This is a genomic window from Clostridioides sp. ES-S-0108-01, from assembly GCF_020662285.1.
GTDB lineage: Bacteria > Bacillota > Clostridia > Peptostreptococcales > Peptostreptococcaceae > Clostridioides.
Genome location: NZ_JADGMN010000011.1, coordinates 11,355 through 26,768, shown reverse-complemented (window position 1 = coordinate 26,768; position 15,414 = coordinate 11,355). Strand labels below are relative to the sequence as shown.

The following is a 15,414-nucleotide window of genomic DNA, read 5'->3' as shown; positions in this document are numbered from 1 at the left end:
TCTTTCATTTATATAATCGGACAAGTTAATCTATAACTTTATACTTTTTTACTAAAAATATTAACTTTTTCTCTATTTAATTTAGAGTATATTGTATTTACTTGTTTTGTTAACTTATATTTATGCAACTCTTTTTTAACTTCTAATAAGTTTTTTTGTAAAGCATTTTGTATTTTGTTATCAATATCTATTAACTTCATATCAACATAGATACTTATGAAACTTTCTTTGTCATTTTCATCTATACTATTTATAATTTTTTGCCTATCATTTAACTTATTGCTTATGTATTGATACTCTTCTTTATCAATAAGGTTTATAATTTGTAAAGATATCTCTCTATATAAAACCAATTTTTCTCCTAATATTCCCATTATTAGTTACCTTGTGAAAAATAGCTCATTTGAGAACTATACTGATTTAACAAAGCTTCCAAAGCAGAATATTTAGAATAGAGTCTTTTCTCTTTATCATTCATTTTTTCAATTAATCTATTTATATTTTTTTCTTGCTCTGCGATTTGTTTAGAGTATATATTTGCATTTGCAGAAGCTGATTTTTCTATACCAGCTTTTTTTGTAAACTTTGAATCTGAACTTCCTGCATATTCGTATATTATATCTTTTAACTTTTCAAACACACCCTTCTCATCACTATTTGAAGAATACCCAGCTAAAATTTTATATACTTTATCGCTATCTTCTACAATGGCTTTTGAAAAAACATCTTCATTAAATGATATCTGACCTTTTTTATTATAATCCTTAGCTTCACTAATACCTATCTTCCTTAAAGTCTCAATATCTTTTACATCTCCAAACAACATAGATTGAATATCTTCAACAAATGCTCTTAATTCATCATCATTTCTAAGTATACCTTCTTTTGCCTTTTTCTCCCACTTCTCTATTTCATCAGTTGTCATATCTTCTTTTTGAGTATCTGTAAGAGGAGGATAGTCCTTTGACTTTTTAGTTACTATTAACCCATATACTTTATCCATTAATTTATTATAATCTTCTACAAATGCTTTCATATTTTTAGTAGCTTCTTCAGTATCAGTTATAGAAGTTAGTTTAGCATTTCCTTTTGAATTCACATTATAATCGACATTATCTATTGTAAATGAGTTTGACTCTTTGTTTATATGTATTACTCTTCCATTTTCATCAGTTATATCAGCATCTAAGTTTTTACCAAGTACTGTTGCTACCTTTTTACCTTCACCATCAGTTGTAAAAGAAATTCCATTATCATTAGCAACTTGCTGTGCTAAATTATCATTGCCATCTATTTTTAAATCAAGCTTTGAAGACGAACCAGTTTTCTTCCTAGAAATAATTAATTCACCTGTCATCTCACTATATGAAGCTCTTATATCCTTATCCTCACAAAGAGAATTTATTTTACTAACAATAGAACTTGTAGTATCTTGTTCAGATATAGGTATATTTACATCCCCTATAGTTAATGAACTCGCACCGCTAGCATTTGGAGGAAATTGCTGAACAATAGGTGTACTTGCATTTAACCTAATTGTTAGTTTTGCTGGTTCTGCCATTTGTGATACGGCAAACTGATAGTTTATTTTATTTGTACCAGCTGACCCCTTTGCAACTACAATACTCTCATCAGAGCTTTTTATACTTAAAGATGTGTATGAGTTTTTGCTTACTATATTGTTTTTAGAATAACGTTCAAAGTATTTATCATATATATCTTTTGTTTCTTTAATAATATCTCTGTATATTTCTTGTTTCCATTTAACTATTTGTTGATCTTGCTTAGCTTTATCGACCTTCTCTTTATCTCTGGTCATACTAGCTTCTATTATTCCTTCCATATCGAAATTTCCTGAAAGACCTGTAACTCTTATAGGGCTTATATTTGTCATTCTTACTCCTCCTATCTGTTATTTCTTGATTTATTATCAACTTCATACCACACAGTTCTAATTTGTTGTATTATTGGTAATACTTCATCTATTATTTTTATATCATTTGTTATATTTGCTTTTGATAGTTCATGTCTTATAAAATCATAGACATTATACATGTCTTTTGCCCATTCACCTGCATTTTGATCCAATGTGAGCATTAATTCTGTAAATATATCTTGTACTCTTATAAGTTCTTTGTGAGATTTTTGTCTATCTCCATCTATGATTGCTATTTTTGCTATCTTCATGGATTCCACAGCTCCATCTAAGAGTATTAATAATAATTCTTCTTGAGAAAGTTTATTTAGTTCATCTAAATTTAATTTCATTGGCTATCCTCTATTTCTTTCTTCTTTACTTTTTTTATCAGCTTCATGCCATGTATCTTTAATTTGTTCTATTATAGGTAAGACATTATCTAATATTTGTACATCTTTTCTTATATTCGCTCTTGATAATTCATATCTCACAAAGTCATAAACTCTATACATATCTTTTGCCCATTGACCTGCACTTTGATCCAATGTAACCATCAATTCTGTAAATATATCTTGTACTCTTATGAGCTCTTTATGTGCTCTATGCATATTTTTATCTATAATAGATAATTTAGCTATCTTTGTATATTTTACTGCTCCATCTACAAGCATCAACAATAATTGTTCTTTTGATGCCATAAATACTGCGTTTTGTTTATAAGAATTATAAGGATTTTCTCCATACATCTACTGTTTCCTCCAATACTTTTATTTAAAACTACTCAAAATATCTATATTTTTATTTGTTGCTCTTATATTTTCTTCTTTTATATTTTCATAAATTTCTTTTCTTAATATTCCTATATTATTTGGTGCTGATATAGCTAATTTAACATTATTTCCATCAATACCTACTACCTTAACTTCAACATTTTCTCCTATAAGTATTGACTCTCCCTTTTTTCTAGAAATAACTAACATCCATCACCACCTCTCAGTAATGGATATTTTATACTATATTTTTCTTCTTGTAAGATTATTTGCATTCCATAATTATTTTTTATATTTATTACTATAGGAGCTTTCATATTCACAGTTGATTCTTCTAGAGTTTGACCAAGAGTTATTATATTAAATAGCACAATATCATTAGGAGATTCTACTTCAAGTTTTTCTATTATATCTTGATTAAGAATTATTTCATATTCATTAATAATCTCAAATGGTGACACAATAATAAATCCTATACAATCTTCTTCAATAGAATTAAATTCCTTTAAAGTATCATTATTCTCTATATCTACAATCTCATATTCCTTTAGATTTTCGAACCCTAGTATACCTTTTTTTAATGTAATCTTCATCATATCTTCGTTATTTTGACTATATGTAATCTAATATAGATACATTAAATAACTTTCCTCCTGTTTGTAGTGAGGCTTGATAAGTTAATTCCGCAGCCTTTAATTGAACAAGTTTTTCTCCATAATCTATTTCTTCATTTTGTGATAGAGCATCTTTTAACTGTATCAAACTTTCATCGTTTTTTTCCTTCATAGCATCTACTGTATTAGCTTTTGTACCGTATATAGACCTAACATTTACTGTATTATCTATTAGATTCTCTATGTCACCTAAGCAAGTTGTTGTCAGCTCTTTTATAGCTGCATCATCTGGATTTGCTAGTTTCTTTGATATATTATTTAGTTTTTCAAACGGGTCAGTTTTTGTTGGGTCAAACCCAAGACTACTTAACTTAACATTATAATCTACTCTTATTCCTTGAGCTACATCCATACTCAAAGAATTATTTAGTTTATTAAGATTTAGACTAGAATTAAACTTCAAACTTACTGAGCCGTCAGCATTCTCTACACACTCAACAGGTGGTGTACCTGTATCTGAACCTGAAAATATATACTTACCTTCATGTGTTGCATTTAAAGCATTTGCTATTTCTTTCATTTTTCCATTGATTGAATTGCTAATAGTTTTTATTTCGTCATCTGAATATGAACCATTACCACTTGATACCAACCCCTTCTTTATATCTGCTAATAAATTACCAAGTTGACCTAATGAAGTATCAGTCGCTTCTAACCAATCTGCTGTATCTTTACAATTTTCAATATAAGTTTCCATAGTTTTTATTTCACTTTTTGAATTCAATATCTTTATTGCCTTATATGGATTATCAGATAGCTTATTTATTTCTTTAGTTGTGTTAACTTGTCTATTTACCTTGTTTAATCTTTGTAAATTATCTTGCAATGAATTTAGATAACTACTAGACATCATACCTGTACTAACTCTCATTATAAATTCCCCCTTTTATTAGATTATTCCATTTATTACAACATCCAATAATTGTACTGCTGTTGACATAACTTTTGCACTAGCTTGATAAGAGCGTTGTACTTTTATGAGCTCTGTCATTTCTTCATCTAAAGATACACCTGAAACACTCATTCGTGAGTTATCAATATTATTTATAATTTTACGTTGATTCAATTCATCTTGATTAACTTTCTGAGAATCTAAACCTACTGATTCTGCAAAAGCCTTATAGTGGTCACTTATTGTACTTACTTTTCCACCAACTGCCCCAATATCTATTTTTTCATCCTTTAACTTAGCAATCTTTGAAGCTTCTTCAGTAGTAAGCTTCAATTCATTTGGGTTACTTTTTATCGCTGGATTTACTTTTATGATATCTTCACCATCTACATTTGAAGTTATAAAAAAATCTTTTATAGTTATTCCAGCAGATGTATTATAAACATCATTTATCTGTTTAGCTAATCCATCAGATACATCTTTTAAGTCACTTTTATATGTATCAATTTTACCATGCATTTCAAATAAACCTTGTAAAGTTCCTGATACACCTGTTTTCCAGGTTCCATCTGCATTTTTCAATTCATTAAGTTCTAATTTACCATCTGCAAACATATTTTTAACGTCACTATTTTCAAGGTCTAGCTTAAAACTCAAATCATCTAAAATTCTATCTCTTTCATCAAGCAAATCATTTGGCATAGAGCCAGAACCAGATATAATATCAATAGATTTGTTTAAATCTTCAAGACTCTTTAACATGTCATTTATTTGTTTTATCTCAGTGTCTATATTAGAATCTATCTCTTCTTTTAACTTATCAAGCTTCTTATAACTTTCGCTTATTAAAGTTGCTAAATTCGATGCATTTTCTACCACTAGACTTTTTTTACTGTCACTATTTACATCCTTTGATAATGACTCCCATCCTTTAAAAAAATCATCTATACCTGCAGATATTCCATATTTTGATGGTTCATTTAGTATAGTTTCTATAGTATTATAATAGTCATACTTTGAAGTTGTATTACCATATTTATGAGCTTCTGCTCTAAATTGGTAATCATAAAAACTATTTCTAGCTCTTGTTACATCTGTTACATGTACTCCAGTACCTAATTGTCCTCTTCCAATTGAATTGTTCAAACTAGGCATATACATTGGTCTATTTGTGGCAAACTCAGTCCTTTGCCTAGAATAACCTTCTGTATCTAGATTACTTATATTATGAGAAATTGTCTGTACTGCTTTTTGGTGCGAATTCATTCCTGAATTAGCTGTATTTAAAATGGAAAATAATCCTGCCATATTTCTCCTCCCAATATCTATTTTCTAATGTTTCCATAAGAATTATAAGTTGTAGTTTGTTTATCAACTGGTTTTATGAAATTAATCATTTTTTTCGTAAAAATAAGTTCTTTCTTTATTAAAGAGTCATTTGATTCTTGTTGATTCTTAGCTAAAGCAATAATGTGCTTTAAATCTATATATATTTCTTTTAAATATTCATCATTACTATTTTCAACAACTTCACTCATTGAAACATCATCTCCAAAAAGTTGTCTTCTCTTTATTTCTATAGATGCAAGTTCTCTACTAATATCTTCTAATTTCGGGTTCAACCTATTTAAGTTTTCCAAGTCTTTTTCAATTATATAATCAAATTGTTCTTTTAGTAATTCCATCATATTACTAAGTATCTTTTTTTCTTCATATATTATGACTTTTAAGTCTGTAATCATGACTTTATCCTCGCATCTCCTCTATCATTTTTTTAGCAATTTCTTCTGGCTTTATTTTGTAAGTTCCACTTTCCAATGCGCTTTTTATTTCTTCTATCTTTTTATTTCTAGTCGCTTCATCATTCATATTTGATACGCTTGCCATTTCCTTTGCAAATTTAGATAGTTCTATCTTGTCCTTTTTACCAGTTTTTTGAACTTGTTGCACCTTCTTTGTATCTGATTTATTCTTTAAATAATTATTTATTACAATATTTGAACTTACACTTTTAATATCCATAGCTTCACCTCCAAAATCACATCCCTATATTTTAGTTATCGCTCAAAAAAGAAAAATATTTATACAATCCAAATAGATTTTAGATTTTTTATAAAAATCCCCTTAGTTAAACTAATATAGAATAACCTAAGGGGATTTTTTTTAGTATTAATTTATGTCTGAATCTTCTATTTTAGATAATCTTACAGATAACTTTTCATTTGTAATAATACTTTCTCCATAAGCAAATAATCTATCATTTGCATATATATCTAATTTTTCATCTACATTCTTATTTAATTTTATTATAGAACCTTCTTTTAAATCTAATATTTTTTTTATTGTTTCTGTTGTGTTTCCTATAGAAACGGCCACATTTACTTTTGCATTAAAAACATTTTGATTTTCCTCTATAACCCCAGTCTTTTCTTCTATTAATTGACCAAAATTCAATTCATATATATCTTCTTTTTTGCTATTCATAAAACTTTTCTCCTCGTGTAATCTCACCTATACATATCTATCAATAAGCCTTGTATCATATCAACAGTAGAAACAATATCTATATTTTCTTTTTCTTCACTAAGTAACTTACTAGTCATATCCTCAAGTTTATTATCAATAACCTTTACATTCTTATAATATTGATGTTCCCAAAAACTACCATTTTTATCAAGTGAATACATATTATCCACAACAGATTTTAGGTATTCTTTTACTGCATTTTTATACCTACTAATATCACCATAATTTTGTGTAAGTACAAGCCTTTCCCCAGCTTTTTTTACACTTTCTAAATTCCTTTTTATATCTTCTAGTGAAGAAGATTGTTTTACAAAGTTCAAGCTATCAGAGAATTTATTATTTTCCTTTGTTTTTTTAACTTCTATACTTCTACTTGGACTTATATTTAGCTTGTCTATGTTTATACCCATAATAAATCCTACCCTCTATAATATTTCATGACTTTAGGAATATAATTTTGTGTCTCTTTAGGCATTTTATACAAGTCAGAAATTGATTCTACTCCCCTGCTTCTCATTCTACCAGGTCCACCATTATATGCCATCAATCCCATTTCTATGCTACCTCCAAACATATCTATATATTCCTTAATATGTCTAGTTCCAGCATCTATGTTTTGTTCTATGTTAAAAGGGTCTGTTACTCCCAAATCTCTGCAATTTTCTGGCATAAGTTGCATAAGACCCTTAGCACCAGCAGAAGATACAGTGTTTGGATTAAAATCCGACTCAACTTTAATTATTGCTTTTATAAGATTTGCATCCACATTATATTTCTTTGATGCTTGCTCTACAGCATTTTCAATTCTTGACTTTACACTTTTATCTTTTGTATCAACTTCAATAAATTTACCAACTGTATTATTTGCCACACTATCAAGTTCATTAAATAATTTTTCAGAATTAGATGATAAATTATACCCATTAGAAGTTTGTTGATTATTCTGTGATAATGCTTTTAACAAAGTCATCATAATCATATCAAATCCAGATGAATTATTATATCCACAGTTACACTGATTTGTGGTATTACTACCAGATAGTTGTGTCAATGCCAGTATATTAATTAGTGAACTTATTTCGTTCAATATAAAACTCCCCTTTCTGAATTTTATAAACTTCAAAATTAAACTGATAAAACAGCTTTCCACCAAGATTCATTTTCTATATACCATCTAACAGTTTCTTTTATACCCGAATCAAAATCATATTTCGCTTTCCATCCTAACTCATGCTCTATCTTAGATGCATCGATAGCATATCTCAAATCATGACCAGGTCTATCATTTACATAAGATATTAAATCCTCAGATTTACCTAAAATATTTAATATGGTTTTTACCACTTCTACATTACTTCTTTCGTTATGACCACCTATATTATAAATCTCACCAAATTTACCCCTATGTATTATTAAATCTATAGCAGTACAATGATCATATACATGCAACCAATCTCTTATATTTTCTCCATTTCCATACACCGGTAATTGTTTGTCTTCTAAAGCATTTAAAATCATAAGTGGTATCAATTTTTCAGGAAAGTGATATGGTCCATAATTATTTGAACATCTAGATATAGTTGTTGGTAATCCATATGTCCTATAATAAGAGTTCACCAATAAATCTGCTGCTGTTTTAGATGCTGAATAAGGGGAACTTGGATTGATAACTGATTCTTCTGTAAAGAATAAATCCTTTCTATCAATTGGTAAATCACCATAAACTTCATCTGTAGAAACTTGATGATATCTTTTTATCCCATATTTCCTACATGCATCTAAAAGTACTTGTGTTCCTATAATATTTGTTTGCATAAATAACTCAGGATTTTCAACTGACCTATCTACATGAGATTCAGCGGCAAAGTTAACAACTACATCAAACTTTTCTTCTTCGAATAATTTATATATCTGTTCTCTATCTGAAATATCTCCTCTAACAAATTTATAATTGGGTTTGTCTTGTATTTCTCTTAATGTTTCTAAATTACCAGCATAAGTCAACAAGTCTAGATTAACAATAAAATAATCTAAATACTTATTAATCATATAATGTACAAAATTGCTCCCAATAAATCCTGCTCCTCCAGTTATTAGTATTTTTTTCATATTTTTTCTCCTAAAATGTAAATCATAATAAAAATTCACTAAATGTCTACATAAATTTCTTCAAATTTCTTTTGCTTTTTATCTTTTAATGATAAAAAGATCTCTTCAATTCCTTCTAAAGGCCAATCAATAGATATCTGCTTGTCATTCCACATAAAACCACTTTCAAATTCTGGATAATAATAATTTGTACACTTATAATTAAATACTGCTTTCTCTGATAAAACTAAAAAACCATGCGCAAAACCTTCTGGAATATAAAATTGCTTTTTATTTTTATCAGACAATACTACTCCTTCCCACTTCCCAAATGTTTGTGAGTCTTTCCTTAAATCTACTGCAACATCAAATACCTCTCCCTCTGTAACTCTAACTAATTTACCTTGAGGATATTTAGTTTGAAAATGCATTCCTCTTAAAACACCTCTTCTTGAGCTAGATTCATTGTCTTGAACGAAACACATATCAAGTCCAAATTCCATAAAATCCTTTTTATTATAGCTCTCAAAAAAATATCCTCTATCATCATAAAACACATTTGGTTCGGCTATATATAGTCCTTTTAGTTTTGTCTTTATAAAATTAAATTTTCCCATTATAATAAACTCCCTTATTAAAATAAAATTTATAATAAATTTTATTTCATATTACATATCTTCATTGGCTAATTTTAATAGATACTGTCCATACTCAGTTTTTATCAGTGGTTTTGCTAGTTCAATTAACATCTCTCTACTTATATATCCTTTTGTATATGCAATCTCTTCTAAACATGCTATGTACAATCCCTGCCTTGTCTGAACTACTTCAACATAATTAGAAGCATCCAAAAGCCCCTTATGTGTACCAGTATCCAACCAAGCCATACCTCTTCCTAAAAGTTCCACTTTTAGTTTTCCTCGCTTTAGATATTCATTATTTATAGAGGTTATTTCTAACTCACCTCTATCTGAAGGTCTAATAAGTTTTGCTATCTCTACAACATCACTATCGTAAAAATATAATCCTGGTATAGCATAATTAGATTTAGGAATATTAGGTTTCTCTTCTATTGATAATACATTTAATTCTTTATCAAATTCCACGATTCCAAACGCATTTGGATTACTAACATGATACCCAAATATAGTTGCTCCACTTCTTTGAACTGCCTTTTCTAGTCTCTCACTAAATCCATACCCATAAAATATATTATCACCTAACACAAGTGATACACTATCATTACCTATAAATTCTTCTCCTATTATAAATGCTTCTGCAATTCCGTTTGGTTTTTCTTGAATTGCATATGTTATTTTAAGTCCTAATGAACTTCCATCTCCAAATAATTCTTCAAATGCTATTATATCTCTTGGTGTAGATATTATAAGTATTTCTTGTATACCTGCCAACATAAGGACTGACATAGGATAATATATCATTGGCTTATCATATATTGGAAGTGTTTGTTTTGATATACATTTTGTTATTGGATATAGTCTTGTCCCAGACCCTCCTGCTAAAATAATTCCTTTCATCTTTTTCCATCCTTAAATTTTTTTGTCATATTATGATTATCGGATAAATAAAATAAATATTTATATTTTTTATAATATCTTATTCTCTTTTCTAAAAACAGTAAATTTAATTTTCACTTATGCTATATTCTTTTAAATATTCTTCAATAGACTCTTCCCACCTTCTGAAAGAATTTAAGCCAATTAATTTCAACATGAAATTATCCAATACAGAATATAGAGGTCTTTGAGCCTTACATTTAAAATCTTTACTCTTAATTGGATTTACCTTTACATCTATATTTTTTAATTCAAATATCTCTTTGGCAAAATCATACCAACTGCATTCACCTTCACATGTAGCATGATAGACTCCATAATGTTCTGTTTCCATAATTCTTATTATAACCTCTGCTAAGTCTACTGTACTTGTTGGACTCCCAAATTGGTCATCAACGACATTAATTTCTTTATTTCCTTTAGAAAGTCTTATCATAGTCTTTACAAAATTATTTCCATCACCATATAACCATGCTGTTCTCAATATAAAGTACTTGTGCGAGAATTGTTCCACAAATTTTTCTCCCATAAGTTTACTTTTCCCATATACAGACTTGGGTTCAGTTTTATTATCTTCTATATATGGATACTTAGAAAAACCATTGAACACATAATCAGTTGATATGTGAACAAGTTTGGCATTAACTTTCTCTGATGCTACAGCTAAATTTCTTGCTCCTAATGCATTTATTTTATATGCAATCTCTATATTATCCTCACATGCATCAACCTTCGTATATGCTGCGCAGTTTATAACTATATTAGGTTTATTATATACAATAAAATTATCTACATTAATTTGATTAGATATATCCAAATCATCTCTTGTTGTAGCTAATATAGTGTATTTTGGTTGATTCATACTTCGATTGATTAATTTTAATTGGTTAACTAGCTCTTTTCCCAATTGACCATTAGACCCTGTTATTAATATTTTCATTAATTGTGTTTCCCTCCAATAAATATTCAATTTCTCTTAACAATTAATTATAACATAGCTTATATTTCAACTTGAGTAGAATATATTATTTTTATATAAATAAAAAAGAGATGTAATATTAAATGCTTATCATAATATTATTACATCTCTCTAAGTTTAAATATCCAAAATATAAATTGTAATTACCAATTAAATATAAAAACCTTATCTAAAATACTTAACTCCAGATTCAAATATCTTTTGGTCTTTTTCACCTATGATATTCCTATACACTGCCTCACCAATTCTCTCAGAATGTCCCATTTTACCAAATACTCTACCATCAGCACTAGTTATACCTTCAACAGCATAGAATGAACCATTTGGATTAAATTCAATATCATAAGTAGCTTCATTATTAAAATCAACATATTGAGTTGCTACTTGTCCATTAGCAATTAATTCCCTCATAACCTCTTCACTAGCAACAAATTTACCTTCCCCATGAGAAACTGCTACATTATGAATGTCGCCAACATTAGTTTGAGCCAACCAAGGAGATTTATTAGAAGAAATTCTAGTTCTAGCAATCTTAGCTTGATGACGACCAATATTGTTGTAAGTAAGTGTTGGTGCATTTTCACTTTGAACTCTTATTTCTCCATAAGGAACTAATCCTAATTTGATTAGTACTTGGAATCCATTACAAATACCTAGCATTAAACCATCTTTTTTAGTTAAAAACTCATTTATAGCTTCTTGTACTCTAGGATTTCTAAATACAGTAGCTATAAATTTCCCAGAACCATCTGGCTCATCACCTGCACTAAATCCACCTGGTAACATTATTATTTGAGAAGATTTTATTTCATTTACTATTGTATCTATAGAATCTTCTATATCTTTATAAGTTAAATTCTTAAATACTCTTATATTTGCATTAGCTCCTGCTCTTTCAAATGCTCTTGCAGAGTCATATTCACAGTTTGTTCCAGGGAATGTCGGTATAAATACTCTTGGAGTAGCTATACTTAATGATGATTTTTTAGCCTCTCCTTGTGATATATAACTTATAGTTTCTATCTTTGATTTTACTTCTTCTGCTTTAGTTGGGAATATAGGCTCTAAAGTACTACAATGTGCTTTATATAATTCATCTAATGAAATTTCCTCACCTTTGATGAATAGACTAGCTTCTTTAACTGTACTTCCAAGTACGATGTAATTATATCCATCTAGTACACTTAAATCATCATTTGCTAATTCAAGTACTATATTTCCATAACTAGCCTCAAATAATTTATCATCTGTAAATGCTTTTTCAGCTTCTTCACTAAACTTAAATCCTATTTTATTACCAAAAGCCATTTTACTTATTGCTTCACCCACACCTGCAAATCCTAATGCATATGTTGATAAAACTTTATTTCCATGTATAAGTTCTCTTACTTTATCTAAGTTTTTCTTTAACTCTTCAAAATCTATAACATCATTTTCTGATTTATTTACACATAACATTACCACTTTTGAGTCTGCTTTTTTAAATTCTGGAGACACCACTTTTCTAGCATCTACTGTATCAACAGCAAATGAAACTAATGTTGGTGGAACTTCAATATCTTTAAATGTACCAGACATACTGTCTTTTCCACCTATAGCAGGTATCTCAAATTTACTTTGTGCATAAAATGCTCCTAAAAGTGCTGAGAATGGTTTACCCCATTTTTCTGGATTGTTACCAAGTTTTTCAAAATACTCTTGGAATGTAAGTCTTGTTGTACTATAATTTCCTCCAATAGCAACCAATTTACACACAGATTCTACTACTGCATACAAGGCACCATGGAATGGACTCCATTTTCCTACCTTTGGATTATATCCATAAGTCATTATTGTAGAAGTATTAGTTTCTCCTCCAAGTACTGGTATCTTAGCAACCATACCTTGAGTTGGAGTAGCTTGGTACTTTCCACCAAATGGCATAAGTACTGTATTACCACCAATTGTATTATCAAACATCTCAACTAATCCTTTTTGAGAACAAACATTAAGGTCAGATAATACTTTTATAAATTTGTCTTTCATACTTGCACACTTAACGTCTTTTACTATTTCATTAGAGGTAAAGAATGTGTTTTCTTCATCTACTTTAGTAACATGGACATCAGTAGTTTGTTTTACTCCATTTGTATCCAAAAACTCTCTATTTATATCTACAATTGCTTTTCCATTCCAGAACATTCTTAAATATCCTGTATCTGTTACTGTAGCTACATGTGTAGCTTCTAAGTTTTCTTCTACTGCTAATTGTATAAATTTATCTTTATTTTCTTTTTTTATAGCTACTGCCATACGCTCTTGTGATTCTGAAATTGCAAGTTCAGTTCCATCAAGCCCATCGTATTTTTTAGGAACTAAATCTAAGTTTATATCTAAGCTATCAGCAATCTCTCCTATAGCAACACAAACTCCACCTGCTCCAAAATCATTACATCTTTTTATCATTTGAGCAACTTCTTTATTTCTAAAGAATCTTTGTATTTTTCTTTCGTTAGGAGCATCTCCTTTTTGAACTTCTGCACTACAAGTTAAGATTGATTCTTCACTATGTTCTTTAGATGAACCAGTTGCTCCTCCACAACCATCTCTTCCTGTTTTTCCTCCAAGAAGAACTATTACATCTCCTGCTTCAGGTCTTTCTCTTACCACGTTTTCTTTTGGTGCTGCTGCTATAACCGCACCTATTTCCATTCTCTTTGCAACGAAGTTTTCATCATATACTTCTGCAACTTGTCCAGTTGTAAGACCTATTTGGTTACCATATGAACTATAACCATGAGCAGCTTCTGTAGTTATTTTTCTCTGCATAAGTTTTCCAGGCAAAGTATTCTCCAAAGTTGTTCTTGGGTCAGCACTTCCTGTAACACGCATTGCTTGATAAACATAACTTCTTCCTGATAATGGGTCTCTTATAGCTCCACCTAAACAAGTAGCTGCCCCACCAAATGGTTCTATTTCAGTTGGATGGTTGTGAGTTTCATTTTTAAACATTACTAAATATTTTTCCATCTTACCATCAACTTCAACATCTACATTTATACTACATGCATTTATTTCTTCACTTTCATCTAGGTCATTTAATTTTCCATTTTTCTTTAATTCTTTTACTGCAACAGTGGCTATATCCATTAAGCATATATCTTTCTGTTTGTTTACATATACATTGTCTCTTGAGTTAAGATACATTTGATACGCTTCTTTTACGATATCATTAAACTTACCATCTTCTATTTTTACATTTTCTATTTCAGTCATAAAAGTAGTATGTCTACAATGATCAGACCAATAAGTATCTAGAACTTTTATTTCTGTTATAGTTGGATTTCTCTTTTCTGTATCTTTAAAGTATTTTTGAACGTGTTGTAAATCTCCTAAAGTCATTGCCAACCCTTTTTCACTTACAAACGTTCTTAATCCATCTTCATCTAAATCTATAAATCCATCTAATACTTCAACTGTTGTCGGTATTTCAGTTTCCATTTTTAACGTTTCTGGCTTTTCTAAAGATGCTTCTCTACTATCTACTGGATTTATACAGTAATCTTTTATTTTAGAAAACTCTTCATCAGTTATTTTACCTGATAATATATAAACTTTTGCTGTATTAATAGCAGGTCTTATCCCTTGATTTACGATTTGGACACATTGAGCTGCCCAATCACCTCTTTGGTCATATTGACCAGGAAGAAATTCTATTGCAAACACTCTTTCACCATTTAATTCTGGTATTTCTTCATAATATACTACATCTAGATTTGGTTCAGAAAATATTGTCTTTGCTGCATTTTCATAAACTTCTTCTGATATTCCTTCTACATCATATCTATTTAATATTCTTAAATTTTCTATATTATCTATGTGTAAACTTTCCATCAAGTCTTTTTTTAAAGCCTTAGCCTCAAGGTCAAAACCTTCTCTTTTTTCAACTAGTACTCTTCTAACCATTGAGTCTTTATTTTCAGTATTCAACATACCTTATCCTCCATTTTA

18 protein-coding genes are annotated in these 15,414 nt (G+C 29.2%); all 18 read right to left on the bottom strand.

Going from position 1 to position 15,414, the window contains the following annotated elements:
* Nucleotides 1–38: 38 nt before the first annotated feature.
* Nucleotides 39–374: a flagellar protein FliT gene (locus IR152_RS11530; protein ID WP_227452113.1), complete on the bottom strand. Its 336-nt coding sequence runs from the start codon at nt 372–374 to the stop codon at nt 39–41.
* Nucleotides 375–376: 2 nt separating this feature from the next.
* Nucleotides 377–1,894, bottom strand: a complete 1,518-nt coding sequence (gene fliD, locus IR152_RS11525; protein ID WP_227452111.1) for a flagellar filament capping protein FliD — start codon at nt 1,892–1,894, stop codon at nt 377–379.
* An 11-nt stretch (nt 1,895–1,905) separates the two neighbouring features.
* Entirely contained in the window at nt 1,906–2,268 is a 363-nt protein-coding gene (gene fliS / locus IR152_RS11520; RefSeq protein WP_227452109.1) for a flagellar export chaperone FliS, read from the bottom strand.
* Between the two features lie 3 nt (nt 2,269–2,271).
* Entirely contained in the window at nt 2,272–2,664 is a 393-nt protein-coding gene (gene fliS / locus IR152_RS11515; protein WP_227452107.1) for a flagellar export chaperone FliS, read from the bottom strand.
* 21 nt (nt 2,665–2,685) lie between these two features.
* The gene (gene csrA, locus IR152_RS11510) at nt 2,686–2,898 is read right to left on the bottom strand and encodes a carbon storage regulator CsrA (protein ID WP_227452105.1); all 213 of its coding nucleotides are present in this window, start codon (nt 2,896–2,898) and stop codon (nt 2,686–2,688) included.
* The gene (locus tag IR152_RS11505; RefSeq protein ID WP_227452103.1) at nt 2,892–3,284 is read right to left on the bottom strand and encodes a flagellar assembly protein FliW; all 393 of its coding nucleotides are present in this window, start codon (nt 3,282–3,284) and stop codon (nt 2,892–2,894) included. The genes csrA and IR152_RS11505 overlap by 7 nt, the downstream gene beginning before the upstream one ends.
* Before the next feature lie 16 nt (nt 3,285–3,300).
* Nucleotides 3,301–4,233 carry a flagellar hook-associated protein FlgL gene (gene flgL, locus IR152_RS11500; protein ID WP_227452102.1) on the bottom strand — a complete coding sequence of 311 codons (933 nt, stop codon included), beginning with the start codon at nt 4,231–4,233 and terminating at the stop codon, nt 3,301–3,303.
* Between the two features lie 18 nt (nt 4,234–4,251).
* Nucleotides 4,252–5,562 (bottom strand): flagellar hook-associated protein FlgK, encoded by a 1,311-nt coding sequence (flgK, locus tag IR152_RS11495; protein WP_227452100.1) that lies wholly within the window; start codon nt 5,560–5,562, stop codon nt 4,252–4,254.
* A 17-nt stretch (nt 5,563–5,579) separates the two neighbouring features.
* Entirely contained in the window at nt 5,580–5,996 is a 417-nt protein-coding gene (locus IR152_RS11490; protein ID WP_227452097.1) for a flagellar protein FlgN, read from the bottom strand.
* Nucleotides 5,997–6,000: 4 nt separating this feature from the next.
* Nucleotides 6,001–6,276 carry a flagellar biosynthesis anti-sigma factor FlgM gene (gene flgM, locus IR152_RS11485; protein ID WP_227452096.1) on the bottom strand — a complete coding sequence of 92 codons (276 nt, stop codon included), beginning with the start codon at nt 6,274–6,276 and terminating at the stop codon, nt 6,001–6,003.
* Between the two features lie 147 nt (nt 6,277–6,423).
* The gene (locus tag IR152_RS11480) at nt 6,424–6,738 is read right to left on the bottom strand and encodes a FliM/FliN family flagellar motor switch protein (protein WP_227452094.1); all 315 of its coding nucleotides are present in this window, start codon (nt 6,736–6,738) and stop codon (nt 6,424–6,426) included.
* 23 nt (nt 6,739–6,761) lie between these two features.
* On the bottom strand, nt 6,762–7,190 hold the full coding sequence (locus IR152_RS11475; protein ID WP_227452092.1) for a YaaR family protein: 429 nt from the start codon (nt 7,188–7,190) through the stop codon (nt 6,762–6,764).
* Between the two features lie 8 nt (nt 7,191–7,198).
* The gene (locus IR152_RS11470) at nt 7,199–7,867 is read right to left on the bottom strand and encodes a lytic transglycosylase domain-containing protein (protein ID WP_227452090.1); all 669 of its coding nucleotides are present in this window, start codon (nt 7,865–7,867) and stop codon (nt 7,199–7,201) included.
* 38 nt (nt 7,868–7,905) lie between these two features.
* Entirely contained in the window at nt 7,906–8,889 is a 984-nt protein-coding gene (gene rfbB / locus IR152_RS11465; RefSeq protein WP_227452089.1) for a dTDP-glucose 4,6-dehydratase, read from the bottom strand.
* A gap of 38 nt (nt 8,890–8,927) precedes the next feature.
* Complete coding sequence (rfbC, locus tag IR152_RS11460; RefSeq protein WP_227452088.1) at nt 8,928–9,485, bottom strand: dTDP-4-dehydrorhamnose 3,5-epimerase; 558 nt, start codon at nt 9,483–9,485, stop codon at nt 8,928–8,930.
* Between the two features lie 51 nt (nt 9,486–9,536).
* The gene (rfbA, locus tag IR152_RS11455; RefSeq protein ID WP_227452086.1) at nt 9,537–10,406 is read right to left on the bottom strand and encodes a glucose-1-phosphate thymidylyltransferase RfbA; all 870 of its coding nucleotides are present in this window, start codon (nt 10,404–10,406) and stop codon (nt 9,537–9,539) included.
* A 106-nt stretch (nt 10,407–10,512) separates the two neighbouring features.
* Nucleotides 10,513–11,385 carry a dTDP-4-dehydrorhamnose reductase gene (gene rfbD, locus IR152_RS11450; RefSeq protein ID WP_227452084.1) on the bottom strand — a complete coding sequence of 291 codons (873 nt, stop codon included), beginning with the start codon at nt 11,383–11,385 and terminating at the stop codon, nt 10,513–10,515.
* Nucleotides 11,386–11,589: 204 nt separating this feature from the next.
* The gene (locus IR152_RS11445; RefSeq protein ID WP_227452082.1) at nt 11,590–15,396 is read right to left on the bottom strand and encodes a phosphoribosylformylglycinamidine synthase; all 3,807 of its coding nucleotides are present in this window, start codon (nt 15,394–15,396) and stop codon (nt 11,590–11,592) included.
* Nucleotides 15,397–15,414: the final 18 nt, after the last annotated feature.